General features: G+C 64.0%; 26 protein-coding genes. 15 read left to right on the top strand and 11 right to left on the bottom strand.

What is annotated here, in order from left to right; all coding sequences use genetic code 11:
* Positions 1-109 precede the first annotated feature (109 nt).
* The 3 genes from AB4Y31_RS22105 to AB4Y31_RS22095 all read left to right on the top strand — a co-directional run bounded on the left by AB4Y31_RS22105 (position 110) and on the right by AB4Y31_RS22095 (position 1,584).
* Positions 110-817, top strand: coding sequence for a succinate dehydrogenase/fumarate reductase iron-sulfur subunit (locus tag AB4Y31_RS22105; RefSeq protein ID WP_368675787.1), 708 nt, complete (start codon positions 110-112; stop codon positions 815-817).
* Positions 818-976: 159 nt separating this feature from the next.
* Positions 977-1,231 (top strand): type II toxin-antitoxin system HicA family toxin, encoded by a 255-nt coding sequence (locus AB4Y31_RS22100; protein ID WP_368675786.1) that lies wholly within the window; start codon positions 977-979, stop codon positions 1,229-1,231.
* Complete coding sequence (locus AB4Y31_RS22095) at positions 1,228-1,584, top strand: type II toxin-antitoxin system HicB family antitoxin (RefSeq protein ID WP_107148855.1); 357 nt, start codon at positions 1,228-1,230, stop codon at positions 1,582-1,584. Before AB4Y31_RS22100 ends, AB4Y31_RS22095 begins: the two co-directional genes overlap by 4 nt.
* A gap of 15 nt (positions 1,585-1,599) precedes the next feature.
* On the opposite strand, the gene AB4Y31_RS22090 is transcribed toward AB4Y31_RS22095, so the two are convergent.
* Entirely contained in the window at positions 1,600-4,284 is a 2,685-nt protein-coding gene (locus AB4Y31_RS22090; protein ID WP_368675785.1) for an ATP-binding cassette domain-containing protein, read from the bottom strand.
* 26 nt (positions 4,285-4,310) lie between these two features.
* Complete coding sequence (locus AB4Y31_RS22085) at positions 4,311-4,703, bottom strand: DUF3022 domain-containing protein (RefSeq protein ID WP_368675784.1); 393 nt, start codon at positions 4,701-4,703, stop codon at positions 4,311-4,313.
* 202 nt (positions 4,704-4,905) lie between these two features.
* Here AB4Y31_RS22085 and AB4Y31_RS22080 point away from each other — a divergent pair, with 202 nt between their 5' ends.
* Together AB4Y31_RS22080 and AB4Y31_RS22075 are read left to right on the top strand one after the other, a co-directional pair.
* Positions 4,906-5,307: a hypothetical protein gene (locus tag AB4Y31_RS22080; RefSeq protein WP_368675783.1), complete on the top strand. Its 402-nt coding sequence runs from the start codon at positions 4,906-4,908 to the stop codon at positions 5,305-5,307.
* Between the two features lie 70 nt (positions 5,308-5,377).
* Positions 5,378-5,803 carry a CBS domain-containing protein gene (locus AB4Y31_RS22075; protein WP_368675782.1) on the top strand — a complete coding sequence of 142 codons (426 nt, stop codon included), beginning with the start codon at positions 5,378-5,380 and terminating at the stop codon, positions 5,801-5,803.
* A 97-nt stretch (positions 5,804-5,900) separates the two neighbouring features.
* On the opposite strand, the gene tkt is transcribed toward AB4Y31_RS22075, so the two are convergent.
* On the bottom strand, positions 5,901-7,994 hold the full coding sequence (gene tkt, locus AB4Y31_RS22070) for a transketolase (RefSeq protein WP_368675781.1): 2,094 nt from the start codon (positions 7,992-7,994) through the stop codon (positions 5,901-5,903).
* A 294-nt stretch (positions 7,995-8,288) separates the two neighbouring features.
* Here tkt and AB4Y31_RS22065 point away from each other — a divergent pair, with 294 nt between their 5' ends.
* From AB4Y31_RS22065 to treF, 5 genes are all read left to right on the top strand, one after another.
* A complete protein-coding gene (locus tag AB4Y31_RS22065) occupies positions 8,289-8,522 on the top strand; it encodes a DUF2795 domain-containing protein (protein ID WP_018443946.1) in 234 nt (77 codons plus the stop codon).
* Between the two features lie 53 nt (positions 8,523-8,575).
* Entirely contained in the window at positions 8,576-9,082 is a 507-nt protein-coding gene (locus AB4Y31_RS22060) for a PRC-barrel domain-containing protein (RefSeq protein ID WP_368675780.1), read from the top strand.
* 997 nt (positions 9,083-10,079) lie between these two features.
* Positions 10,080-10,277 carry a hypothetical protein gene (locus tag AB4Y31_RS22055; protein ID WP_368675779.1) on the top strand — a complete coding sequence of 66 codons (198 nt, stop codon included), beginning with the start codon at positions 10,080-10,082 and terminating at the stop codon, positions 10,275-10,277.
* 80 nt (positions 10,278-10,357) lie between these two features.
* On the top strand, positions 10,358-11,101 hold the full coding sequence (phbB, locus tag AB4Y31_RS22050; protein ID WP_368675778.1) for an acetoacetyl-CoA reductase: 744 nt from the start codon (positions 10,358-10,360) through the stop codon (positions 11,099-11,101).
* A 415-nt stretch (positions 11,102-11,516) separates the two neighbouring features.
* The gene (gene treF, locus AB4Y31_RS22045; protein WP_368675777.1) at positions 11,517-13,274 is read left to right on the top strand and encodes an alpha,alpha-trehalase TreF; all 1,758 of its coding nucleotides are present in this window, start codon (positions 11,517-11,519) and stop codon (positions 13,272-13,274) included.
* A gap of 7 nt (positions 13,275-13,281) precedes the next feature.
* Here treF and AB4Y31_RS22040 read toward each other — a convergent pair whose 3' ends face one another.
* On the bottom strand, positions 13,282-13,653 hold the full coding sequence (locus AB4Y31_RS22040; RefSeq protein ID WP_368675776.1) for a chemotaxis protein: 372 nt from the start codon (positions 13,651-13,653) through the stop codon (positions 13,282-13,284).
* A gap of 204 nt (positions 13,654-13,857) precedes the next feature.
* Here AB4Y31_RS22040 and AB4Y31_RS22035 point away from each other — a divergent pair, with 204 nt between their 5' ends.
* Together AB4Y31_RS22035 and AB4Y31_RS22030 are read left to right on the top strand one after the other, a co-directional pair.
* Positions 13,858-14,064, top strand: coding sequence for a hypothetical protein (locus AB4Y31_RS22035; protein WP_018443940.1), 207 nt, complete (start codon positions 13,858-13,860; stop codon positions 14,062-14,064).
* Between the two features lie 80 nt (positions 14,065-14,144).
* Positions 14,145-14,663, top strand: a complete 519-nt coding sequence (locus AB4Y31_RS22030) for a PRC-barrel domain-containing protein (RefSeq protein WP_368675948.1) — start codon at positions 14,145-14,147, stop codon at positions 14,661-14,663.
* Positions 14,664-14,686: 23 nt separating this feature from the next.
* On the opposite strand, the gene AB4Y31_RS22025 is transcribed toward AB4Y31_RS22030, so the two are convergent.
* The 7 genes from AB4Y31_RS22025 to AB4Y31_RS21995 form a co-directional block, all read right to left on the bottom strand.
* Entirely contained in the window at positions 14,687-14,980 is a 294-nt protein-coding gene (locus tag AB4Y31_RS22025; RefSeq protein WP_368675775.1) for a hypothetical protein, read from the bottom strand.
* Positions 14,981-15,063: 83 nt separating this feature from the next.
* Positions 15,064-16,431: a cytochrome c gene (locus AB4Y31_RS22020; protein WP_368675774.1), complete on the bottom strand. Its 1,368-nt coding sequence runs from the start codon at positions 16,429-16,431 to the stop codon at positions 15,064-15,066.
* Positions 16,432-16,456: 25 nt separating this feature from the next.
* Positions 16,457-16,867, bottom strand: a complete 411-nt coding sequence (locus AB4Y31_RS22015; RefSeq protein WP_368675773.1) for a hypothetical protein — start codon at positions 16,865-16,867, stop codon at positions 16,457-16,459.
* A gap of 41 nt (positions 16,868-16,908) precedes the next feature.
* Positions 16,909-17,529 carry a heme-copper oxidase subunit III gene (locus AB4Y31_RS22010; RefSeq protein ID WP_368675772.1) on the bottom strand — a complete coding sequence of 207 codons (621 nt, stop codon included), beginning with the start codon at positions 17,527-17,529 and terminating at the stop codon, positions 16,909-16,911.
* 2 nt (positions 17,530-17,531) lie between these two features.
* Entirely contained in the window at positions 17,532-19,538 is a 2,007-nt protein-coding gene (ctaD, locus tag AB4Y31_RS22005; protein WP_368675771.1) for a cytochrome c oxidase subunit I, read from the bottom strand.
* 15 nt (positions 19,539-19,553) lie between these two features.
* Complete coding sequence (gene coxB, locus AB4Y31_RS22000) at positions 19,554-20,507, bottom strand: cytochrome c oxidase subunit II (RefSeq protein WP_018443933.1); 954 nt, start codon at positions 20,505-20,507, stop codon at positions 19,554-19,556.
* On the bottom strand, positions 20,504-20,764 hold the full coding sequence (locus AB4Y31_RS21995) for a hypothetical protein (RefSeq protein WP_368675770.1): 261 nt from the start codon (positions 20,762-20,764) through the stop codon (positions 20,504-20,506). The genes coxB and AB4Y31_RS21995 overlap by 4 nt, the downstream gene beginning before the upstream one ends.
* Before the next feature lie 271 nt (positions 20,765-21,035).
* On the opposite strand from AB4Y31_RS21995, the gene AB4Y31_RS21990 reads away from it, so the two are divergent.
* Genes AB4Y31_RS21990 through AB4Y31_RS21980 form a run of 3 tightly spaced genes read left to right on the top strand, consistent with a single transcriptional unit; the run spans position 21,036 to position 25,385 of the window.
* Positions 21,036-22,199 (top strand): HlyD family secretion protein, encoded by a 1,164-nt coding sequence (locus AB4Y31_RS21990; RefSeq protein WP_368675769.1) that lies wholly within the window; start codon positions 21,036-21,038, stop codon positions 22,197-22,199.
* A gap of 30 nt (positions 22,200-22,229) precedes the next feature.
* Positions 22,230-23,792 carry a DHA2 family efflux MFS transporter permease subunit gene (locus AB4Y31_RS21985; protein WP_368675768.1) on the top strand — a complete coding sequence of 521 codons (1,563 nt, stop codon included), beginning with the start codon at positions 22,230-22,232 and terminating at the stop codon, positions 23,790-23,792.
* A 3-nt stretch (positions 23,793-23,795) separates the two neighbouring features.
* Positions 23,796-25,385 carry an efflux transporter outer membrane subunit gene (locus tag AB4Y31_RS21980; RefSeq protein ID WP_368675767.1) on the top strand — a complete coding sequence of 530 codons (1,590 nt, stop codon included), beginning with the start codon at positions 23,796-23,798 and terminating at the stop codon, positions 25,383-25,385.
* Positions 25,386-25,408 lie beyond the last annotated feature (23 nt).

Genomic DNA, 25,408 nt, shown 5'->3' with positions numbered 1-25,408 from the left:
GTCCCGCTCTGCGCACACAGCATGCGAGCATTGCAGCCGCGCGGGATGGGCACGGGCAATGCGTGTCGCAACCGCATCCGCAAACCGATACCCTCGTTGGAGCCCAGATATGAGCGACGCGCGTTCGATCGACATCTTCCGCTACGACCCCGACCGCGACGCCGGGCCCCATATGCAGCGTTACGAGATCGAGTTGCGGCCCGAGGACCGCATGCTATTGGACGTTCTCGGGCGCATTAAGGCGCTCGACGAAAGCATCGCCTATCGCCGTTCGTGCCGCGAAGGCATTTGCGGCTCCGACGCCATGAACATCAACGGCAAGAACGGTCTCGCATGCCTCACGAACATGAAGGAGCTCCCGCAGCTCATCGTGCTGCGCCCCCTGCCCGGTCTGCCGGTGGTTCGCGATCTCATCGTGGACATGACGGACTTCTTTCGCCAGTACCACTCGATCAAGCCGTACCTCATCAACGACGAGCAGCCGCCCGAGCGCGAGCGGCTGCAAACGCCGGAGGAGCGCGACCAGCTCGACGGTCTCTATGAGTGCATTCTTTGCGCTTGTTGCTCGAGCTCGTGTCCATCGTACTGGTGGAACCCCGACAAGTTCGTCGGCCCGGCCGGGCTGCTTCAGGCGTATCGGTTCATCGTCGATTCGCGCGACCAGGCCACGGCCGAAAGGCTCGACAACCTGGAGGATCCCTATCGGCTCTTTCGCTGCCGAACGATCATGAACTGCGCCGACGTCTGCCCGAAAGGGCTGAATCCGGCCGCTGCGATCGGTCATATCCGATCGATGCTGGCACGGCGCTCACTCTGAGCCGCGCGGGCAACCCGCGGACAACGTTCCCCCACCCCGGCCGGGGCGACCTTGTCGCCCCGACTTTTTTTAGCCAAACAGCCGACTGCCCGTTGATTGCACTTTTCGATAGCATCAAACGCATTCGTTTGATATCATCTTTCGCTATCGCAGGTGCCGATGAACAGCAAGCATGTCAAAACCCTCAGTGCGATATTCGCCAGGCCCACGCCCGTCAGCATCGTTTTCGGGGACATCGAGGCGCTTGTCGTCGCGCTCGGCGGGCAAGCCAGGGAAGGCGCCGGTTCGCGCGTCGCATTCGAACTATGGGGCACGTGCAAATACATGCACCGGCCGCATCCCTCAAAAGAGGCGAAGCGGTACCAGGTCGAGGTCCTGCGAACGTGGTTCAGCGAATTAGGAGTCAAGCCGTGATGAATGTCATGAGTTACAAGGGATACCTCGCGCGCATCGAATACGATCCGCGCGACAACATTTTCGTCGGGCACGTGTTGGGCATCGCCGACGGCATCAGCTTTCACGGCGATACGGTCGACGAGCTGACCGCCGAGTTCCACACGGCTGTCGATCACTATCTGGACGATTGCGCACGGACGGGGCGCTCGCCGCAAAAGCCCGCTTCAGGCAAGCTCATGCTGCGCATCCGCCCGGAGGTTCATGCGGCCGTGGGCATCGCGGCGGCGGCCGCGGGAAAAAGCATCAATCAATGGGTGGACGAGGTGCTCGAGCGCGCATCGGCAAGCTGCCGGATGGCGCTCGCGGTCTGAGCCGAGCGTCGGTGCTCAGGCGGGCACCGCCAATCGGCGTATTTGGTCGGCGAGCGCATCGATCTGCACGGGCTTGACGAGATGCGCCTCGAATCCGGCGCGCTCGGTCCGCGCCCGCGTCGCGCCATCGGCATGACCGGTCAGCGCGATGGCCGGCAGCGCGGGCACCGCGCGCCGACGCGCCACCGCGCGGATGCGCTCGAGCACGTCGCAGCCGTCTTCTTCGCCGAGCGCGATATCGCAGACCACGACGCCCGGCCACTGCGCCGGCATCGTACGCTCGAGTTGATCGACCGCATCGGTGCCCGACGCGGCGAGCGCCACGCGCGCCCCATGTGACGCGAGCGCCGCCTCCAGGGCATCGCGCGCCTCCTCATCGTCATCGATCGCGAGAACCGAGATGCCCTCGAGCATCGATGCGGCAGCCGAAGGCCGGGCGGCAGCGGAGTACCCGTCGACGGGCAGGGCAGCCCTTCTCTCGCCCGGCATCGCTGCAGCGCCCACCGGAACGACGGGTACGAGCGGCAGCGCCGCGACGTAGGCGACGCGTCCGTCGACCGGGGACGGCATGAACGTCCCGCCGGCCGCACTGAGCACTGCCTCGGCAGCGGCCGCTTGCTCGTCCGTCAGTTCGGCCGGCTCGTCGTGCGCGCCGAGCACGACGAGCCAGGCGCCGTTTTCGCTGCGCTGCGCGCGCAGCTCAACGCGTTGCCCGTAGGCCGCATGCTCGATTTCATTCGAAGCGAGCATCGCGACAACCCGCTCGATCTCGTCCGTCTCACCGGTGACGGGCAGTTCCGGATCGGCGACATTCGTGCGAAACGCGACACCACGCGTGGCGGCAACACGAGCGACGCGCGCGGCAATCGCCGAGGCCAGGTCCCCGATCGTCCGCGGCTGCGCGGCGAGCCTGCGCTGCGTATGCTCGAGCTCGCCTTGCTCGCGCTGAAGCGCCCACATCCGCGCGTAGACGCCATGCGGGCGAGCGATGAGCTCGTCGTGCGTGCCTTGCTCGACGATGCGCCCGTGCTCCATGACGAGGATGCGGTCGGCATCGACGACCGTCGACAGACGATGCGCGATCACGATCGATGTGCGCCCTTGCGCGAGCCGACGAAACTCCGTCTGGATTGCGCGCTCCGAGCGCGTATCGAGCGCCGAAGTCGCTTCGTCGAATACGATGATCGGCGGGTCTTTCAGGAAGGCGCGGGCAATGGCGATACGTTGGCGCTCGCCGCCCGACAGGCGCAGGCCGCGCTCGCCTACGCGCGTGTCGTAGTGATCGGGCAAGCGCTCGATGAATGCGTCGAGCTGCGCGGCGCGCGCCGCGCGCACGATGTCGGCGCGCGTCGCCCGGACGCGTCCGTAGCCGATGTTGTAGGCGATGGTCTCGTTGAAGAGCACGGTGTCCTGCGGCACGATGCCGATCGCTTCGCGCAGTGTTCGCCGCGTGACTTGGCGGAGGTCCTGGCCGTCGATCGATATCGTTCCTCGCGACGGCGCATAGAGACGAAAGAGAAGCCGCACCAGCGTCGATTTGCCGGAACCGCTGCCGCCCACCACGGCAATCGTGTGCCCGGCCGATGCGCGAAAGCTGATGTCGTGCAGCACTTGCCGCGCCGGGTCATAGCCGAAATCGACGTGCTCGAACACGATCTCCCCGGCCGCGACGACGAGATCGCGCGCGCCCGGCTCGTCGCGATCCTCGTCCCCGATCCCGCCGCCCGCTTCGCCGTAGCGCTCCCCGGCCAGCACCGAAAACATGCGCTCGACGTTCACTAGCGCATCGTTGGTTTCACGGAAAACGAAGCCGAGCGTATTGAGCGGCATGCAGACCTGCACGATGTACGCATTGACGAGAACCAGATCGCCCACGCTCATGCGCGCCGCCGCGACGTGTTGCACCGCGAGCAGCATCGTCGCCGCAATGCCCAAGCAGACGATTGCGCTCTGCCCGACATGGAGCGTCGTCAGCGCGCGTTGGTTGCGCAGCCGCGCGATGACCCAATGCGCGAGTACATTGCGATAGCGCTCCGCCTCGATCTCCTCGGCCGCGAAGTACTTGACGGTGTCGTAATTGAGCATGCTATCCACGAGCCGGCTGTCGGCCGCCGATTCGAGGCGATTGACCTCTCGCTGGACGACCATTCGACGGCGCGTGAACACCACGGTGTAAATCGCATAGCAAACGAGCGTCGCCCCAATGATCCAGGTGAACTCGATCGTCAGATGGAGCGCGATGATGGCGATGACCGTGCCAATTTCAATGAGCGCGGGAAGGATCGTGAAGAGCCCGACGCCGAGCAGATAACCAATGCCGTCGGTGCCCTTTTGCACGTCGCGCACGATTGAGCCGGTCTCGCGCTTGGCGTGAAACCTTGCGCCGAGTCGATGAAGGCGCGCGAAGGTGCGTTCCGCGAGCGCGGCGACCGTGTGCTGCGTAACGGTGCTGAACACGACGTCTCGCGCCTCGCCGAGCGCATCGCCGAAAAAGCGCAGCAAAACGTAGGCGAGCACGAGGAAGATCGGGATCAGCAGATAAGGCGCCGGGTGCGCGAGATCGTCGACGATCGAGCGCAGCGCGAGCGGTACTGTCACGCCCGCGAGTTTCGACGCGATCATCAATACCGTCGCGCCCAGCGTTTCTTTCCGGTAGCGCCAGACGGCTTGCCAAAGGTCCGCCGCGATGCGCCGCTGCACGCTTGCGCGTGCGCGCCGCTCCAACCTCACGTCGCCAGCCCTTTAGCCGCCGTATCGACGGCGGAAACGCTCACGCCCACCATGAGATTGCACTCGGCGAGATCTTCCCCGCCCTCGCGCGTACGCTCTCGCCACGCGTCCTCCGCCATTGCTCGCAGCGACTCTCTCACGCGTAGTCTGGAAGCGCCGTCGAGCGCGCAGTATCGCCCGAGCACATCGGGCTCGAGCACGAGGTTCAACGCGCAGCGCGAATCGAGGATGCTGAGATCGGCGGCCGAGGCGACCCAGGAAACCTGGATCGTTACGACGTCCTCTGAATCGGTGACATGCGTGATCTTCGTCGAGGGAAAAGGGAAACTTTTAGACAGTGCTTGTTCGATTTCCATAAGGCCTTGGTGGGGATCGAGTGCGACGGTCATGGCGTGCTCCTTTTCGTGCCGCGCGGCGGCGCGCCGGCGTGCAGGCCGCGAGCGGGGCAAGATGATACTAAGTTTCGCAATCGCTATACCCGGGGGCGAAGCGACGCACAAAGAGCCGTTTGCGGCACAGCCTTTGCGGAATTTCGTATGCGTGCGGAATCAATGCAACGCGCATAAGGCAACCATTTATAGGAGGACCCCCATGAAAGCCACGATGAAGACTCTGCTTGCTTCGGCACTGACGATCGCATGCGCAACCGGCGTTTACGCGCAGGCGGCCGGCGGCGCGGGCGGCGGCGCCGGCGCGGGCGGTACTGGTGCGGGCGGCGGCACGAGCGCGACCGGCGGCAACGGCACCGGCGGCGGTGCGGGTGCCACGGGCGGCTATGGCGCCACTCCCGGCGGCAATACGCTGAACCAGCCCCAGATGCGCGGCAACGGCAACACAGGTGGTTACGGCACCCCGGGCCGGACCGGCGGCGCGATGGGCAACCGTAGCGACATGAACGGAACGGGCACCAGCGGCAACACGAACGTCCAGCCGGGCTACAACAATCCGAACGACAACCCGCAAAATCAGCCCGATTATCAGCATCGCCAGTGACGGGAGGCCGCCCCGGAGCGGGGTCTCCGCTCCGGGGCGCCACGTATTTCAACCAGCAAGGAGGCACAACATGACGAGAGTCGCGGAGGTCATGACACGCAACGCGGCGACGCTCGCACCCAATGAAACCGTGCGCGAGGCCGCGCGCATGATGGACGAAATGAACGTCGGCGCTCTGCCCGTGTGCGACGGGAAGAGGCTGATCGGGATGGTTACTGATCGCGATATCGTCGTTCGGGCGGTGTCGGCGGGAATGGATCTCAATTCACCGGTCGATAGAATCGCCAGCAAGCCCGTTGCCTGGTGCTTCGAGAACGACGACGTCGAGGCTGTGCAGAACAAGATGGCCGATCAGCAGATCAGGCGCGTGCCTGTCGTCGACGACACGAAACAACTCGTCGGCATCATCTCGCTCGGCGACCTTGCCACGCATCAAGACGGCAATATGTCGTCGACGCTAGGGTCGATATCGTCGCCGTCCGAGCCCGACCGCTAAGCCTCAAGGCCTGGCCGCCAGGCTTCTGACAGGGATCGCCGGGCGGCTCGGCGCATCGCCGCTGCCGTCGCGCAGCGGCGGCGGCGCCATCACCGCATCAATCTCCTCCGGGCAGCCCTCGCGTCGCGATAGTGCGCGCGATTTGCTGCTTCGCCGCCTCGTAGACACACTCGGGCGTGAAGCCGAATTTGCCTTGCAAATCGCGTATCGGCGCCGACGCGCCGAACGTGTGCATCACGATTTTTGCGCCCGTTCGCCCAACGTAGCGATCCCAGCCGAGCGTGGCCGCCTGCTCGACGGCGACGCGTGCGTCGATTTCCGGCGGCAGCACCGAATCTTTGTAGCCGTCGTCCTGCCGCTCGAAGATGTCCCAGGATGGCATCGATACGACGCGCGCGCCAATGCCCTCGCCCTTCAATCGCTCATAGACCTCCACGCAAATCGCCACTTCGCTGCCCGTGGCGAGCAGCAACACTTGCGGGGCCCGGCCGTCGTCCGGATCGGCCACGACATATGCGCCCCGCCGCACGCCCTCGGCCGCCGCATAACGTTGACGATCGAGCGTGGGCAACGGCTGGCGCGACAAGACGAGGGCGGACGGACGGCGCGCGTTGTTCAATGCAATGCGCCAGGCCTCGATCACCTCGTTCGCGTCGGCAGGCCTCAGCACGGTCAGGCCAGGCACGGCGCGCAAGGTCGCGAGCTGCTCGACGGGCTGGTGCGTCGGACCGTCCTCGCCGAGACCGATCGAGTCGTGCGTGAACACGTAGATGACGGGTACTTCCATGATGGCTGCCAGTCGGATCGGCGGCTTCATGTAATCGCTGAAGATGAGAAAGGTAGCCGCGAACGGACGCAAGTTGGAAAGCGCGAGACCGTTGGCGACGGCGCCCATCGCATGCTCGCGCACCCCGAAATGCAGATTGCGTCCGGCGCGGTTGTCGTGCTCGAAGCTGCCGGCGCCTTCGAATTCGAGCAACGTCTTCGTGGAAGGCGCCAGGTCCGCCGCTCCGCCGACGATCCATGGCACGCGTGCCGCGATCCCGTTGAGCACCTTGCCCGAAGAGGCGCGAGTGGCAACACCCTTCGCGTCCGGCTCGAAAACAGGGATGTCCGCATCCCACCCCTCGGGCAGCGTATGCGATTCGATCAGCGCCAGCTCGCGCGCGAGTTCGGGGTAGCGTCCTTCGTACTCCTCACGTTTCGCCTCCCAATCGCGGCGAGCCTGCGCGCCGCGCGCACCGATTCCCTCGGCAAACCGTCCTGGCACTTCGTCGGGCACGTAGAACGTCTTATCTTCCGGCCAGCCGTACGCTCGCTTCGCAAGCGCCACTTCCTCCTCGCCGAGCGCCTCGCCGTGCGCGGCAGCCGTATCCTGCTTGTTCGGCGCGCCCCAAGCGATCACGCTCTTTACGACGATGAGCGTGGGCGCGTCCCGCACCGCCTTCGCCTCGTCCAGCGCGGCATCGAGCGCGGCGGTATCGTTCGCGTCGTCGACGTGCAGCGTATGCCATCCGTACCCGCGAAAACGGATCTCGACGTCGTCGCTGTAGGCGAGATCGGTACGGCCTTCGATCGTGATGCGATTGCTGTCGTAGATCCACGTGAGATTGCCCAACCGCAGATGCCCCGCGAGCGATCCCGCCTCGTGCGATACGCCCTCCATCAGATCGCCGTCGCCGCATAGTGCGTAGACGCGATAGTCGAAGAGCGCCGCATCGTCGCGGTTGAAATGCGCGGCGTACCAACAGGCCGCAATCGCCATCCCGACGCTGTTGCCGAGCCCTTGGCCAAGCGGCCCCGTCGTCGTTTCGACGCCGGTCGTGAGACGGTACTCGGGGTGTCCGGGCGTCTTGCTGTCGAGTTGGCGAAAGCGCTTGATGTCGTCGAGCGACACAGCGGGCTCTCGCGTCGCCCGGCCTTCGTCGTCGACCGCTTTCACCCCCGCGAGATGGAGCGTTGCGTAGAGCAGCATCGACGCGTGGCCGACTGAAAGCACGAAGCGGTCGCGATTCGGCCACAGCGGCTCTTCAGGGTCGAAGCGCAGATGCTTCTGCCACAACTGATAGATGACGGGCGCCAGCGCCATCGGCGTTCCGGGATGGCCCGAATGGGCCTTTTGAACCGCGTCCATCGAGAGCGTGCGAATCGTATCGATGGCGAGTTGATCGAGGGCAAAATCGGGACGCATGCGGGCTCCTGTCCGGTCGGCGTACAACGAACGATAAATGGCGCAACGTCCGTACCCGCACCCGCGCGCGGCCGCCCGCCGAAGGATAGAAAACGGCAATCCATTCAGCGATCTCAGCAGTTTTTGCAAACGACGCGGCGACAACCCGTCAGGGCAGCCGAGCGCGAATTGGAACGGCCGTTGCTCCGATGACGATGTGTTCAACCCAGCGGCCGCGCGGAGCGCGCACGATGCGCGGACAACACCGCGCCCCGAGGCGCCAAGCGCCGTTCGCCGCGCGATAAGGAGGCATCCATGGCCCAACACCCGGCTCATTCGCAAGACCATCGACGGTCGGGGCACCCCTCGCCCGTCGCGATTCAGAAAGCGCTCGCCGGCGTCGACTACCCGACGACGCGCGAGCACCTTGCCGAGACCGCGCGCGCCCATCATGCCGACCAGGATATCGTCGATATGATCGATCGCCTGCCCGACAAGGATTACGACAGCCCCGCCGCCGTATCGAAGGCGATCGGGCAAATGGAATAGCGGGATGCGGGGCGAAGACCGCTCCGGAGACACGGAAACGTTAGGAGAACAGCATGAGCACGACACCCGATCCGATCGGCAGTAAAGGCGAGACGCGTATCGTTGGCAAAGGCAGCGCGGGCGCCGAAGGCCCGGGGCCGTATGTGATGGCGGCCAGCACCCTCGAGGGCGACAAGGTCATGTGCTCGGACGGCAATGAGGTCGGCAAGATCAAGGAGATCATGCTCGACGTCTACACCGGACGCATCGCATATGCAGTCATGTCCGTAGGCGGTTTCCTCGGTATCGGCGACAAACTGCTCGCCATCCCGTGGAACGCGCTGACGCTCGACACCGATCGCAAATGCTTCCAGCTCGGGGTGACGTCCGACACGGTCAAAAACGCACCGGGGTTCGATAAGAATCACTGGCCGGCGATGGCTGACGTGGCATGGGCGAACGAACTCCACGACTATTACGGCAGCGCGCCGTACTGGCGTGGCGCAGCGCAAACCAGAGGCGGCGATGAAGCGGGAGCGCCGCTCGGCGACACGCCGCTCGGCGACGACTTGCCCCACTGACCCGGTGTAAGCCCGAACGACGCCTGGCCGGAGTGCCGCCGGCGTCGCAACGACAACGCTTGCACATAAAAGAAGGGGCGGCTCAGCCGCCCCTTTGCACGCGTCGCGAGCGATGCAAAGCGTTCGAGTCTCAACCGCCGCCTATTCCCTGCAACACTCTGCCTGTCCCCCCGCATACGGTACATGGCTGGCCTTCCACCATTCCCGTGCCGCGGCACACATGACATGGGCTTTCGCCAACTCCTGGCGCATCGGGCGGCCCTTCATCTCCTGGGTTCTGCGGCTCGTTGGATTCTTGCATAAGGTCCTCCGTGAAAGTCGGCGCGAGCGCCTTCAGGGTACTCGGAGCAACCGGCGGACCGGCGACACATCGGTCGCAGACATTGCCGGCACCGGTGCGATTCAGGAGTGAATGGACAATTCAGATGTGCACGTCTTCGGGTTTCTGTCCAAACGAGCGTATAAATCGATTCGCGATCTCTTTTAACCGCGGCATAAAGCCTTTTGAATATGCACTTCAATGTTACGAGAAAATGACCGGGCCGCGGCCCGAGCCGGATTCGAGCGCCAGGAAACCGTTTTCAATCATCGTATTCCTCATAACGTAAGTAGGTCGCGATGGAAACGTGGTCATTCCGTATTGCGAACCGCGCCCATCGGTATTAGTATGTGGCCAACGTCGAATCGCCAATGATGGCTCGCCGGAAAGCGAGAATCCGAAACAATTACCCATCACCCGATCGGCAGAGTGGTTATCGTCTGCAATAAATTCCTTCCCGATGTCTTCGAGGAAGGGCGTGAAACGACTAATTCGTAACATATACACGAGAGGGCCTCATGCATTGGTTGGGCAGCTTGACGGAATATTTGCCGGTTTTCGTCGCCACTTTTCTCCGACTATGTAAATGATGCGCGATCCTCGGGTTGCGCTCAGGTAGTTGTGCCCGCAACTACCTCGATTAAAACAACTGAGGCCTTTGGAAATCAGGAGTTGAGCATGTTGAGTCCTCATGAAATCGCAACGTTGATTCTGGTTCGGGATGCCCCCGACCAGATAGAGGCCGACCGTGCCGAACTCAGCACGTTGCTCGAGCGCGAGCTTGTCGCGCTCGAACGAGCGGAGCGTGGCCTTTCGCGCCCACGCATCACACAGAACGGTAATTCCATTCTGGAAGCCTGCTCGCGCATCCGCTGACGAAGGGGGGTTCACGGTCCGCGCCGGATGCCCCAAAAAACCCACGCTATTCAGCTCACATAGATAGGAGTACTAAGGAAATGACTCGCAAGGTCGCCCTCGTGACGGGAGGGATGGGTGGAATCGGTGAAGCAATCAGCGTCCGGCTGAACGATGCCGGGCATAGGGTGCTCGTCACCTACTCTCCGAGCAACACGAATGCGGACAACTGGCTGTCGAAGATGGAAGCTGAAGGCAAACAGTTCCGCGCCTACGCTGTCGACGTAGCCGACTATGCTTCGTGCGAACGCTGCGCCGCGCAGATCCGCGAGGAAGTCGGGGCGGTCGACATATTGGTCAACAACGCCGGCATTACGCGCGACGCGAGCTTCAAGAAGCTCGACAAGAGCGCTTGGGACGCCGTGCTGCGTACCAACCTCGACTCCGTGTTCAACATGACGAAGCAATGGTACGAAGGCATGACGGCGCGCGGTTGGGGACGAATCATCAACATTTCGTCCGTGATCGGCTCCAAGGGCGGCTTCGGGCAGTCGAACTATGCGGCCGCGAAAGCTGGCATGCACGGCTTCACGAAATCGCTGGCGCTCGAGCTCGCACGCAAGGGCGTGACCGTCAACACCGTCTCGCCCGGCTTCATCGCCACGCGCATGGTCATGGCCGTGCCCGAGGAAGTGCTCAAAACGAAGATCCTCCCGGAAATACCGGTCGGACGGCTCGGCAAACCCGAGGAAGTCGCGGCGCTCATCGCCTACCTCTGCTCCGACGAAGCAGGCTTCGTCACCGGAGCCAACATTGCGATCAACGGCGGGCAGCATCTGCAGTGATCGAAGCCGGCTGGCGGCCCGTCGTTCGACGAGCCGCGGCCGCGCAACTGGAAATGGAGCGGTAGGAGGAGACAGCGCAGCGAGAACTCCACGGACGATCGCGCCCTGGGCCGTTCACACCAATTCGAGGCCCTAACTTTCCGCCCCCGTTCGTCATGCCCGTGCGTCGCGCATCGGGCGCGGCCGAACGGAATTCGCCGCGCGCTGCCTGAGTCGCATCAGACAGCGCGCGGCTTTTTTACGCCCCCTGCTCTGGCCCATTCTTGCAGTGCTCCGCGCATTTGGGCTCGGGCACCGTTTTTGCAGCAGGCGTCGAAGGCTGACGGCATCATCGCCCGCGTGCGCGCTCGGCAACGATGTCCACGGCCCGGAGACTCGGAGCCGCAGCCCTTCCAACGCATCGGGATGACTGCCTATGTCTCTTTCCGTCGCGCGACGCCTCGCCATCGCCGTCTTTCTGCTTGCCGGCGTCTGTCATGGCGCCGAGCCGATCCAGACGTTCGACGTGCCGCGAAGCGCCGTTCGTTCCCCGCCGGCCGCGCAAGGCAATCCGCACGCGGAGCCCTCCCCCGTCGAGCCGGTGCCGCCATCCGACCTGTATGGCGATCTCTATCGCGCCGTCGAACTCGGCGGCGTCTTTCCAGACAGCAAAACCTTCGCCGATATGATCCCGAACGCGCCGCCGCCGCAGATCGTTTCGGACTACCAAGCATCCCGTGGCCAGCCCGGCTTCGATCTACGGGGCTTCGTCGATAGTCATTTCAGCGGGCCGCCGCGTTCCGACAGCAACTATGTATCCGATCCCAATCAGAACGTCGTCGAGCATATCGATACGCTGTGGAATGTTTTACGGCGCGGGCCCGACGCCGTCGTGAGCCGCTGGTCGTCGCTGCTGCCGCTGCCCAAGCCCTACCTCGTTCCGGGCGGGCGCTTCGACGAGGTCTACTACTGGGATTCGTATTTCATCATGCTTGGGCTCGAACAAAGCGGGCGCCACGATCTCGCCGTCGACGAGCTCGACGACTTCGCGACGCTGATCGATCGCTACGGCCACATTCCGAACGGCAACCGGACTTACTACCTGAGCCGCTCACAACCGCCCTTTTTCGCGCAGATGGTCGGCCTCATCGCGAACGAGGACGGCGATAAGGTTTATCTGCGCTATCTGCCCGAATTGAAAGCCGAATACACGTATTGGATGGATGGCTCCGATACGCTCGCGCCTGGGCACGCGTTTCGCCACCTCGTGAGGCTACCGGACGGCACGCTGCTGAACCGATACTGGGACGATCGCGACACGCCGCGCGACGAGTCGTATCGCGAAGACGTCGCAACGGCGCAGCGAGTACCGCAGCGAAACGCGGGCGACCTTTGGCGCAACTTGCGCGCGGGCGGAGAAACGGGATGGGATTTCAGCTCGCGCTGGTTCGCCGACGATCGGACGCTATCCTCGATCGACGTTACGTCTCTTATTCCGGTCGATCTCAACGCACTGCTCTACGGGCTCGAGACGACGCTCGCCAAGGCGTACCGCGTGAGGGGCGATGCGGCGCACGCCGAAAATATGCAAACACGCGCACGCTCGCGCGCCGATGCCATCCGTCGGGTGCTGTGGGATCCCAAGCTTCAGGCGTTCGGCGACTACAACTTCGTCGAGCGCACGCTCACTCATCGGCTCACCGCCGCCACGGTCTATCCGCTGTTCGCCGGCGTGGCGACGCGCGATCAGGCGCGCAAGGTCGCCAGTGCCGTCAGGCGCGGTCTGCTGAGACCGGGCGGGATGGCCACGACGCAAGCGCGCACCGGCCAGCAATGGGACGAGCCCGACGGCTGGGCTCCGCTGCAATACCTCGCCGTCACGGGCCTGCGTCGCTATGGCGAGAGCGACCTCGCGCGCGAGATCGCGACACGCTGGATCCGGACCACCGTCGAGTACTACGTCCGTACGGGCAAGCTGGTGGAGAAATACGACATTGACACGCGCTCGAGCGCAGTGTCGGCGGGCGGTGGCGAGTATCCGCTGCAGGACGGGTTCGGCTGGACCAACGGCACCTTGCGCGTGCTGATCGCGCTTTATCCGGATGCAGTCGATGTCAAGGCGGCGCGCCCCGCGGCGGCTTCAGCCTCCTTCGCTGGGGCTGCCCCGGCCAAGCCGCCACCGCCGCAAAAATGACCGATCGTCAGGACTGCTTTAGATCCGGAGGCATCTTTCCTTCGCGTTCCCCTTCGTATTCGCGTTCGGACTCCTCCCCCGCCCCATAGGGAGTCTCGATCCGGTCTGGCCGAATATCGGCATCGTCCGTCAGGGTCGAATCGCCGTCGGCCGATGACCGCTCGCCGGTCCCCCTGCTGTCCGTGTCGCTCGAAAGCTCGCTTTCACCTGTCTCGAGAGCATGCTCGTCCAGTTCGGTGTCGCGATCGAAATCGTGCCGCTTCGCGCCCGCTATGTCGCTGCCCGAATCCGAGGTGTCGCTCGGCCCGAGCGCGCCCGTGTCGCGACCCTCGTCGGACGGTTCCGGCAGAGCGTTGTCGGGATCCAATGTGCTGCCCATGGCGTCATCTCCTCGTTGAACTGATGAACGAATGTGAACTATCGAGGACTGTTCATCCCCACCATCATTGCCAGCAACGTGCGCGCCTATCTGCGGCGGACGGTTGCGCGAGTCGGGCCCTCGCCGACCTCGCGTGGGCCGCTGGGCCGCGTGGGCACGCCCGATGCGCCACACTCCTTGAGTGTCTATGTCGAAGGAGTGCCTATGAATCCGCATGCAGGTCGATCGCAAGACGAGCGCGTCTCCGCGCGCAAACAAAAAAAACTGCCTTCGCTGGAGCAGCCCGGCGGGCGGATGGCCGCCGACCAGACCGAGGCGGATCCGACGCATAGCTGCGGCGAGCTCTCGGAGAAGGGAAAGGAAGTCTGGCGCAAAGGTTCCGGCCTCGACGGCGGCGGCAAAAGCGAATAGCCGCCGACTGTCGCATCGGAACGCCCATTGCCGGAACAACAGGCAGCATCAATCGGAGATCAGTCATGCGTAGTCAAAGAATGTCCGGAAACACTACTGACCCGCGCGCGGCGGGCGCACGCATCGTCGGTAAAGGCAGCGAAACGGCGGAAGGGCCCGGCCCCGACGTCATGGCTGCGAGTACGCTGGACGGCGACCGGATCCTCAGCACGGACGGCGATGAAGTGGGCAAGGTGAAAGACATCATGCTCGACGTTCAGACGGGACGCATCGCTTACGTCGTCATGTCGTCGGGCGGCTTTCTCGGTATCGGTGACAAGCTGCTCGCCATTCCGTGGAGCGCACTGACGCTCGACACGACGCGCAAGTGCTTTTTGCTCGCGCTGTCGTCCGAACGCGTCAAGAACGCGCCAGGATTCGACCGAGACCACTGGCCGGCCATGGCGGACCGCTCCTGGGCCACGTCGCTTCACGAGTACTACGGCCGCGAGCCCTATTGGCGCAGCCTCGGCGCCGACGACGAGTATGAGCGGGGCGTCGGCACAGCTGCGGAGGATCTCGATCCCGACGCGCCCGAATCGGGCGGCGTCAAGCTGTAGGAACTTGTAGGAACGATTCCCCCTCAGCCCGGCGATGCGCCGCTCGTTGCTTCGGGGCGGCGCGCGGGGGCGTTGCTTCCTGGGCCGGGACGCTTCGCGCGCTCGCGCGAAGTGTCCCCGCCGGTGCCGCTACTGGCCGGCGGGACCGCCGTTGTTGCCGAGGCCGCCGTCGATGCTCCCGCCGTGCCTACCCCGCCCTCGGTTCCGGGTTTTCGCGCGGACTCGTCGGTGACGACCCCTTGAGCGAACGCGCTGCTGCACAGCGCCGCGAATGCCCCGGCGGCGACCGTTCGTGCAAAGCGAGCAAAAGACTTCATTCGATGTCTCCATCATCCATCCGTCGCCGCGCAAATGCATGTGCCGAGATGCGCAGCGTCCTTCGTGCACCAGGTCACGGCGTTCACTTGTGCAGGACGTGCCGCAAGACTCGGACTTCGCGTGGCGTGACCGGCTCCGCCTCGTTGCCCCAGGCACTGCGCACGAAAGTCAGCACGCGCGCCATTTCCGTATCGGTGAGCTTGCCGGCGAACGACGGCATTCGTTCGGGCTTCGGGCCGCCATCGGTTTGGGCCGCGCGCCCGCCTTCCATGAGCAGCCGCATCAATGAAGTCGTTTCGGGTGCGATGACTGTCGGGTTGCCCGCGAGACGTGGGTATTTGCCCGCCTCTCCCCGTCCATCTTCCTTGTGGCAGCGCGCACAGAATGCGCTGTAGATGCCGGCGCCGGGCACCTCGATCGCGCCTGTGCGCAGGACGTCTACAGTACGATCGCTCTTCTCTTGATCGCTATTCGCTTGGCCACTCTTCGCGCGAGGCGGCAAAGTCTTGAGATAGGCGGCGATGGCATGGCGGTCCGCATCGCTCATGTATTGCCCGCTGTCCTCGATCACCTCGACCATGCTGCCGAACGCCGCGAGGCCGCCGCCATGACCGTATCTCAGGAATTGGGCGATATCGTCCGCCGAGAACCGGCCGAGCCCCGAGCCGGGGTCTCCTGTCAGATTCGGCGCAAACCAATGATCGAGCGTGCCGCCCGTGAGATAGAGCGGATCGCCGTCGCTGAGCCCGCGCTCCTGATAAGCCGGGCCCCGCGGCGTATGGCAAGCGCCGCAATGGCCGAGCCCCTGCACGAGATAAGCGCCGCGATTCCATTGCACACCGCGGTCCTCGCGCGGCGAGAACCGTTCGTGCGAAGCGAAGAACTCGTCCCAGAACACGAGCGCCCAGCGCTGGTTGAACGGGAACGGCAGATCTGTCTTGGGGGCTGGTCTCGCCACCGGCTTCACGCCGTGCATGAAATACGCGTAAAGCGCATGCATGTCGTCGTCGCTGATCTTCGCGAACGACGGATAAGGCATCGCCGGATAGAGCCGCTTGCCGCCGGGCGCGACGCCCTCGCGCACGGCCCGCTCGAAGTCGCCATAGCTATAGCGGCCGATGCCGTAGATCGGATCGGGCGTAATGTTGCTCGTCCAGATCGTTCCGAATGGCGAGCCCATCGGCAGTCCGCCCGCGAACGGATCGGTCTTCTTGCCGCCGTTCCTCGCCGGCGCCGCCGTATGACATCCGGCGCAATCGCCAAGCTTCGCGAGGTAGGCGCCGCGCTCGATCAGCGCTGGGGAGACATCCCCTCCGGCGCCGGATGGCTGCGAATGCGCCGGCGTAACGCGGATGAAGAAAACGGCCAGCGCGGCGAATGCGATCAGGAGAACGAACGCTGCTCCGGCATGACGCCGCGCCGACAAGACGAACCGTGCAAACAAGATCAACCTCCGGTCCCCCGCGCGTCCACCGTCAGCCGCACGAGGAAATCAACCCCGTCGCGATGTCGGTGGCGACCAGCGCGAAGAGGAATACGACGCTCGACAGGAATCCCACGCGCGCGACGAACGTCTCGCCGTTCGGGCGGCTACCCTGCTGGCCGCCCTTCTCGCCCGGCGATTTCGCCGCGAGCAGGCGCCAGTAACGCCAGCAGAAATAGGTCCCGGCGATACCGACGAGGAGTGCGGCCGCGCTTACGCCGATGACGGCACGCAACGCGGCGTCCGCATACGAGGCTCGCATCGGCGCATCGTAGGGAAAGCAGCTTTGCGCGACGAGCGCTTCAGCGATGGCGACCTGCATCGTCCATGCGGCCGGCGCCGCGAGCACCGCGACGAACACTCGCCAGGGCGATATCGATTCGGCATTGCTTGTCATTTCCATGAGTCTTTCCACTTTTGTCGCACGCTGCGCGTGCAAAATCGTTATCTGATCCAGTACGGCGTCAGGTAGATCGTCGTGAAGATGAAGAGCCACACCACATCGACGAAGTGCCAATAGAGCCCACCGATCGTCAATGCGGCGTGACGATGCGCTTCGAAGTAGCCGAGTGCGGTCCACGTGCAGAGCAAGATCAGCACGACGAGGCCCACGAGCACGTGGGCCAGGTGAAACCCGGTGATCGTAAAATACAGCGAGCCGTAGAGATTCGAAGTGAGGCCGTACGGATGCGCATGCCACTCGTGGAGCTGAATTCCCACGAAGATGACGCCGAGCACGATAGCGACGATCATCGATATGACGGCGGACCGCACACGCCCGCGCTTGACGAACCGCTCGCAAAGCCAGACGAAGCCGCTGCTCGATAGAAGAATCAGCGTATTGATCGAGCCGAGCGGAAGCTTCGGGAGCCCTTCAGGCGGCCAATGCCGCGTGTTCTGCACGGCGAGGTAAAAGTACGAAAAGATCAGATAGCCGAAGAGCGATCCTTCGGTCACGATCAGCATGAGGCAAGCGAGCCAGCCGGCTGCCCGTTCGCCGGCACTGCCGACGGGAACGGTGTTGCCGGGCTGGAGCAAGACGGCCGATTGCGCATCGCTGGCCATGATCAACCTCCCGAAGCCGGTTCCGGCTCGCGCTGGATCAAGGCGCGCTCCGGCCAGAGCCAGACGATCAGCGATATGGCGCAGGCGGCAAGCATCAGCCCTGTAAAGACCCAGGCACGAAAGGCGAGACCGGTGAAAAACAGCGCCCCGAACAGGGCGAGGAAGAATGGCGTGTAAGAGTCCTCGGGCATCTTCAGAATGACGTACGGCTCGGCTTCGAGGGCGGTCGTTCCGAGCGCCTCTCTTCCACGGTCGAGCAGATAGCCCTCGGTGATCCGCGAGCGCGGTCCGTCTTCGCTCTCGCCTTCGATACGCCCCTCCCAAAGCGGATGGCGGCTTGCGATGATCGGCAGCACGGCGAAGTTGTACGGCGGCGGCGGCGAGGACGTCGCCCATTCGAGTGAATGACCGTCCCAGGGGTTGTTGCCCGCGATCGGCCCGTGCTTGCGGCTGTAAAACACGTCGACGAGAAAGAGCAGCACGCCCGCGGCGAAAACGAATGACCCGATCGTGGTGAGCAAGTTCACCGTGTTCCAGCCCATGTTCGGCGCGTAGGTGTAGATCCGCCTCGGCATGCCGAGCAGCCCTGCGATATGCATCGGGAAAAAGCCGAGATTGAAGCCGATGAACATGAGCCAGAACACGATGCGCCCGAGCCGCTCGCTCATCATTCGCCCCGTGAACTTCGGGAACCAGAAGTAGATCGCGCCTACAACGGGAAACACGTTGATGCCGATCAGCACGTAATGCAGATGCGCGACGACGAAGTATGTGTCGGTCAGTTGCCAGTCGAGCGGAACGGCCGCCGTCATGACGCCCGACACGCCGCCGATCACGAAAAGCAGCACGAAACCGGCGAAGAAGAAGAACGGGACACGAAACACGGGCCGGCCGGTCCAGATCGTCGCCACCCAGGCGAACGTCGCGACCGCGCTCGGTATCGTAATGATCATGCTTGCCGATCCGAAGAAGGACAGCGCGAGCGGCGGCAGTCCTGTCGCGAACATATGGTGGATCCACACGACGAAGCCGATCACCATCGTGGCCACCGTGGAAATCGCAACCGGCCCGTAGCCGACGAGCGGGCGCCGGCAGAACACGGGCAGCGCGTCGGAGACGATGCCCATCGCGGGCAGCACGACCACATATACCCATGGATGCGCGAAGATCCAGAACATGTGCTGCCAGAGCAGCGCGTGGCCACCGGCGGTCACATCGAAGAAATGAGTGCCGATGCGGCGATCGAGCCAGAGCATGAAGAATGCGAGGCTGACGGAAGGCACGGCGAACAAATTGGCGCCCGAGATCGTCAACGTGCCCCACACGAGCACCGGTATCCGATCGAGCGACATGCCTGCCGCGCGCATTCTCAACAGCGTGACGATGAAGTTCACCGCACCGACGGTCGTCGAGATGCCGAGCAGGACCATGCCGAGCGCATAGACATCGATGTTGGGCCCGACATCGTAAGCGAGCCCCGAAAGCGGCACGTAGTTGAACCATCCCGCATCGGCGCCGAGTCCGAGCGGAAAGCTCGCATACAGAAAAATGCCGGCAAAGACATAGACCCAATACGAAAACGCGTTGAGCCTCGGCAAAGCCATGTCGCGCGCGCCGAAGACGAGCGGCCAAAGATAGTTCGAGAACCCCGAGAGCACAGGCAGCGCATAGAGGAAGATCATCGTCAGCCCGTGCATCGTGAAAAGCTGGTTGTATGCTTCGGGCGTCAGCAGCGTCTCGTTCGGCCCCGCCAGCTGAATTCTCATCACGAGCGCTTCGAGCCCGCCGATCAGCAGAAAGACGAACGAGGTGACGAGATAGCGAAGGCCGATCTCCTTATGATCGACTGTCGAAAACCATCCCCGCCAGCCGGGCCGCGTCTCCCACATCTCGCGAAGGCGCGCCTCGCCTTCGGCATCGATGGTTCCGCGCACGAGCGGCCGCGATAGCCGCAACGAGTTCTGCGATTCGCCGGGAAGGGACGATGACGATGCGGGCGTATCGGACATCGACAAGCTCCTTTGTTATTGCAGTGTGGCGAGATAGGCGGATAAGGCAGTGGCATCGGACGCCGACAACGGCATCGAAGGCATCAACGAATCGCGCTTCAATTGCTGCGCGTGCTCGATCCAGTCGAGCCGGTTTTCCGGCGTATTGGTGAGCTGGCCCGCCGCGATGAGGCGCCGCGACGCGAGATGAGTGAGGTCGGGCCCTTGCATGCCGGCTGCTCCGCCTCCGCGCACGCTATGACAACCCGCGCAACGATCGTTGAAAATGCGCTTGCCGGCGATCGCGTCGGGCGCCGCCGGCGCCGCGGCGCCCTGCGCCTGCGAACGGCGCCATGCATCGAACTGCGCGGCCGGCTCCGCCACGACTTCGAACGCCATATGCGCATGCTGCGCGCCGCAAAACTGCGAACATTGCCCGCGATAGATGCCCGGCGCATCGGCTTCAATCCACTGCTCGTTGATCTGGCCGGGAATCGTCTCGGTTTTGCCCGCGAGTTGCGGCACCCAGAAAGCGTGAATCACATCGGCGCTGCGCAGTTTCACTTGTACCGGCACGCCGACGGGAATATGAATCTCGTTCGCTGTCGCGAAGCTCTGCGAAGGATTGTCCGGGTCCGGGTATTCGACCTTCCACCACCAGTCGTACGCCGTGACGTCGATCGTCAGTCCGGGCTCGCGGTGCGGAGACGCCACCGATTCGAGCGTCACCATCGTATAAATGAGCGCCGCGAACAGCGCGACGGTCGATATTCCCGTTCCGACATAGATCCACCGTACACCGACCGATTCCGCCCCGACGCGGTCGGTCCGCGCGCCCGGCCGCCTGCGCGCGATCGCTCCCACGAGCAGGACGGTGATGATGATGACGACCGCCGAGACCAACGCGATGAGAGCCCACTCCAGCTGCTGCGTCGGCTCGCTCGCCGGTCCCGCCGCATGGGCGAGATACTCGAGCGGCGCCGTTTTCATTGTCCGCTGGAAGAATCGTCGTCCCGCTGCTTGCCGGGCGTGCTACCGGGCGCTCCGTCGTCTTCGCTCGGCTTGCCCTCGCCGTTCGCCTCGCGCCCGGATTCGATTCGCGTGGCACCCCCGACTGCCGTCGGATCGCTGGCCGGGAACGTATCCTCGACACCTCGGTCGATGCGCTCTTCCTCGCGCTGTTCGTCATGCTCATCGGTATGACGTTGATCCTGCGCTTGCCGGACTTCCTTGTCTTTGTCGCCCATGATGCTCTGCCTTTCGTTGATGCATCGAACGTCCCGCGAGCCGCAAGGCTTATGCCTGATTCAGGCCGAGCAACCGCTGCGCGGGCACTCCCGTCGCCGTGTAAAAGCTTCTCTGGATTTCCCTGGCCAGCGCACGCTTGCGCGCGGCCGAACCCCTTGCGAGTGCCTCGCGCACGGCACATGCCAGTGCACCTGCCGGGCATGGCCATTGCGGACGTTCGTGCACGTTTGTTTATCCATTCTTTCGTCAACCCATTGCCGCCTTGACCCCATGAACGAAGGAGAAGAATCCTCCAAGCAAGCAGGCCATCAAGAAGACGCGGGCAAAAGCGAACGCCGCTCGAACGGCGACGACCGCCCTGATCGGAAAGAGTCGGAAGGCACAGGAAACGGACGTAAGCCGCGCAAAAAGCTGCCGCTCGTCATTCTGGCGGTCGCCGTCGTCGCAATCGGAATCGGTGCGTTCTTCTGGTGGTTCTCCACACGCAACCAGGAATCGACCGATGATGCCTATACCGACGGCAACGCGATAGCAATCGCGCCGAAGGTCTCCGGCTACGTCGTCAGCCTTGCGATCAACGACAACGTCTACGTCCACAAGGGCGACTTGCTTCTTGTCATCGACAAGCGCGACTACCAGGCACGCGTCGACGAAGCGCGAGCCCAGCTCGGCCTCGCCGATGCCCAATTACATGCGGCCGAAGTGCAGCTCGACATCGCACGCGTGCAGTACCCGGCCGCCTATCGGCAGGCTGAGGCGGAAACGGAATCGGCTCGCGCGGACCTGCGGCAAGCCGAGAAGGACTATGCGCGCGAGCACGGCGTCGATCTGCGCGCCACCACGCAGCAAAACATCGACGCGGCCGACGCGCGCGCCGCGACCGCGCGCGCCAACGTCCGGCAAGCCGACGCACGGCTCGCCACGGCGGCGCTCGTGCCCGATCAGATCCGCCAGGCGACCGTCGCCGTCGAGGAGCGCCGCGAGTCCGTCTCTCAGGCCCATGCGCAGCTGGCTCAGGCCGAGCTCAACCTCGGCTGGTGCGAAATTCGCGCGCCGGCCGACGGCTGGGTCACCCGTCGCAACGTGCAGCTCGGCAGCTATCTGCAGGCCGGCACGACGTTCTTTTCGCTCGTGACGCCGCCCGTCTGGGTCGTAGCAAATTACAAGGAATCGCAGCTCGATCGGATGCGCCCGGGCGACAAAGTCAAGATCGACGTGGACGCCTACCCGAGCCTCGAACTGCATGGCCATGTGGACAGCGTCCAGCAGGGCAGCGGCTCGCGCTTTTCCGCCTTCCCCGCCGAAAACGCGACGGGCAACTTCGTGAAGATCGTCCAACGGGTGCCGGTGAAAATCGTCATCGACAGCGGAATGCCGAAGGATCATCCGTTGCCCTTCGGCCTCTCGGTCGAGCCGACCGTCTATTTCAAGTGACCGATATGACCCAAGCGACGAGTTGACGAAATGCCGACCGAGCAGTGGCGCCCCTCAGCGAACCCGTGGCTCATCGCCGTCGTCGTCACATTGGCGGCGTTCATGGAGATCCTCGACACGACGATCGTCAACGTCGCGTTGCCGCACATCGCGGGGACGATGTCGTCGAGCTACGACCAGGCAACATGGACGCTGACTTCGTATCTCGTCGCGAACGGCATCGTGCTGCCGATCTCGGCGTTCCTCGCGCGGCTCATCGGCCGCAAACGCTACTTCATGCTCTGCATCGTCTCGTTCACCGTCTGCTCGTTTCTCTGCGGCATCGCGACGAATTTAGGAGAACTTATCGTATTTCGCGTCCTGCAAGGGTTCTTCGGCGGCGGCTTGCAACCGAATCAGCAGTCGATCATTCTCGATACGTTCCCCCCCGCCCAGCGAAACCGCGCGTTTTCGATTTCGGCCGTGGCGATCGTCGTCGCCCCGGTGCTCGGGCCGACGCTCGGCGGCTGGATCACGGATCACTTCACCTGGCGCTGGGTGTTCCTGCTCAACGTGCCCGTCGGCATCGTCGCGACGCTCGGCGTACAGGCGCTCGTCGAGGATCCGCCGTGGGCCCGCAAAAGCGGCGAAAAGCTGTCGATCGACTATATCGGCATCGCGCTTTTGGCCGTGGGCCTCGGCTGTCTTCAGGTCATGCTCGATCGGGGCGAGGACGAAGACTGGTTCGGCTCCGGCTTCATTCGCACGTTCGCGGCGCTGGCGGCAATCGGGATCGTTGGCGCTTCGCTCTGGCTCAGCTATGCGAAGCACCCGGTCGTTCGGCTCGATGTGATGAAAGACCGAAACTTCGCGCTCGGCTGCGCCGCCATGTCAGCGTTCGCGATGATTCTGTACGGCAGCGCGGTGCTGATCCCGCAACTGGCCCAACAGCACCTCGGGTACACGGCGACGTTGGCGGGCCTCGTGCTATCCCCCGGCGCCGTGCTGATCACGATGGAGATCCCGATCGTGAGCCGCCTGATGCCTGTAATCGAAACGCGTTTCATCATCGCTTTCGGCTTCGCGGTGCTGGCGGCCGCGCTCGCGTACACGCACACGCTCGCCCCCGACATCGATTACGAGACGCTCGTCAAAATGCGCCTGGCACAATCCGTCGCCATCGGCTGCCTCTTCGTGCCGATCACGTCGATCGCCTATCTGAGCATACCGCCCGATCTCAACAACGATGCCTCCGCGCTGTTTACGATGTTCCGCAACGTCTTCGGATCGGTGGGTATTTCCGTCTCCACCGCGCTCGTGCGGGAACGGACTCAGGCACGCATGGCGCACTTGTCTCCGCATATGTCGACGCTTTCGCAGAACTTCGTCGATGCGACGCACGAGCGTGCCGCGGCAATCACGAGCTTCATCGGTCAGCCTCCCGCGCTGGCCGCGCAAACGGCCAACGGAATGATGTATCAGACGTATATCGAGCAGGCATCGATGCTCGCCTATATCGACGTGTTCGCGATGCTGACGATCCTGTGCGCCGTCTGCGTGCCCTTCATGTTCTTCTTTTCGCCCGGAAAGGCGGCCGGTGGCGGGGGGCATTGAGCGATGGCGACGACGAAGAGACGCTCCGCACGCTCGTTGCGTTGCCCGCTCGGCCTGCTGCTTACGGTTGCCGCCACGCTGGCCGCGTGCACCGTCGGCCCCGATTTCCGCCCGCCGGACGCGCATGCCCCCGCCGGATGGCACGACCTGCAGCGCAACGAAAAGGCGGCAACGGCGGGGGCGGCGCGGCACGAATCGCCCGTCGTTGTCGATGCCGACCCGGATCCGCGCTGGTGGCATGCGTTTCAGGACCCGATGTTGGACCGGCTGATCGAGCGCGCGCGGGCCGGCAATCTCGACTTGCAGCAAGCGGTCCTGCGTATCGCCGAGGCGCGTATCCAGGTGCAATCGACGGCGGCGCAAGGGCTTCCAAACCTGCGCGCGAGCGCACGCTATCAGCGCGAACAACTCGGGCTCAAAGGGCTTCTCCAAGAGAATGGAGTTTACGACGATGCGGACAGACTCGCGCAGCCGGGTTCGCCTATCGATAAAATCTCCCCGGGTGCCGGTGCCGCCGCCGGTAACGGCCTGAAAAACGCACTCAATAACCTGAGTTCGCCCATCAATCTCTGGCAGGCCGGCTTCGATGCTTCGTGGGAGCTCGACTTTTTCGGCCGCGTGCGCCGGTCGGTCGAATCGGCGCAGGCTCAGGTTCAGGCGGCCGGCGAAAGCCGCAACGACGCGCTGCTTTCGCTCGAGGCCGAGGTGGCCCAAACCTATTTGCAACTGCGCGGGGCGCAAGCGGGATACGACCTCGCGAAGCAACTCGTTGACGATGCTCAGCAAACGCTGCGGCTCACGCAAAGTCAGGCGTCGGTCGGACTCGCGAGCGCGCTCGACGTGAAGCAGGCCGCCGCGCAAGTTGCCGACACCGAAGCACAACTGCCGCCTTACGACGGTCAGATCGTCCAAGCCGAGAACGGGCTCGCGCTGCTCGTGGGCGCACCGCCCGGTTCGCTCGACGCTGAGCTGGAGCGGCACGAAGCGGTCCCGCCGGTACCTCCGAGCGTCTCGATCGGCCTTCCCGCGACGCTTGCGCGGCGCAGACCGGATATTCGCCAGGCGGAGGCGCAACTGCATGCGGCAACGGCGAACGTCGGCGTGGCCGTCGCGCAGTTCTTTCCCGACATTTCGCTGACGGGACAAATCGGCACGCGTGCGCAGTACTCGTCCGACCTCGCCCGCTGGTCCCATCTTTTTTATTCGTTCGGGCCCGCCATTTCGCTGCCGATTTTTTCGGGCGGCACGCTACGCGCGAATCTAAGACTCAGCAACGCGCGGGAAGCCGAGGCGGCGCTCGACTATCGCAAGACGGTGCTCGTCGCGCTGCGCGACGTCGACAATGCGCTCGCCGTCTACCGCAGTGATCTGGCTCACCGCGACGCACTCGGGCGTAGCGTCGATGCCGACCAATCGGCATTCGATCTCGCGCGCGAACGCTATGCGAAGGGGTTCAGCACGTTCATTCAGGTCCTCGATGCTCAAACTCGCCTTGCGCAGGCTAAGCAGCAATACGTGCAGGCTACGACCCAAGTCGCGACCGATCTCGTCGCGCTCTACAAAGCGCTGGGCGGCGGATGGCAGCAAACATGACGAATGGGGCCGGCATGCGGCAT

The organism is Trinickia sp. EG282A, assembly GCF_040965455.1.
Lineage (GTDB): Bacteria > Pseudomonadota > Gammaproteobacteria > Burkholderiales > Burkholderiaceae > Trinickia > Trinickia symbiotica.
This window is presented reverse-complemented; position numbering and strand designations above follow the sequence as displayed.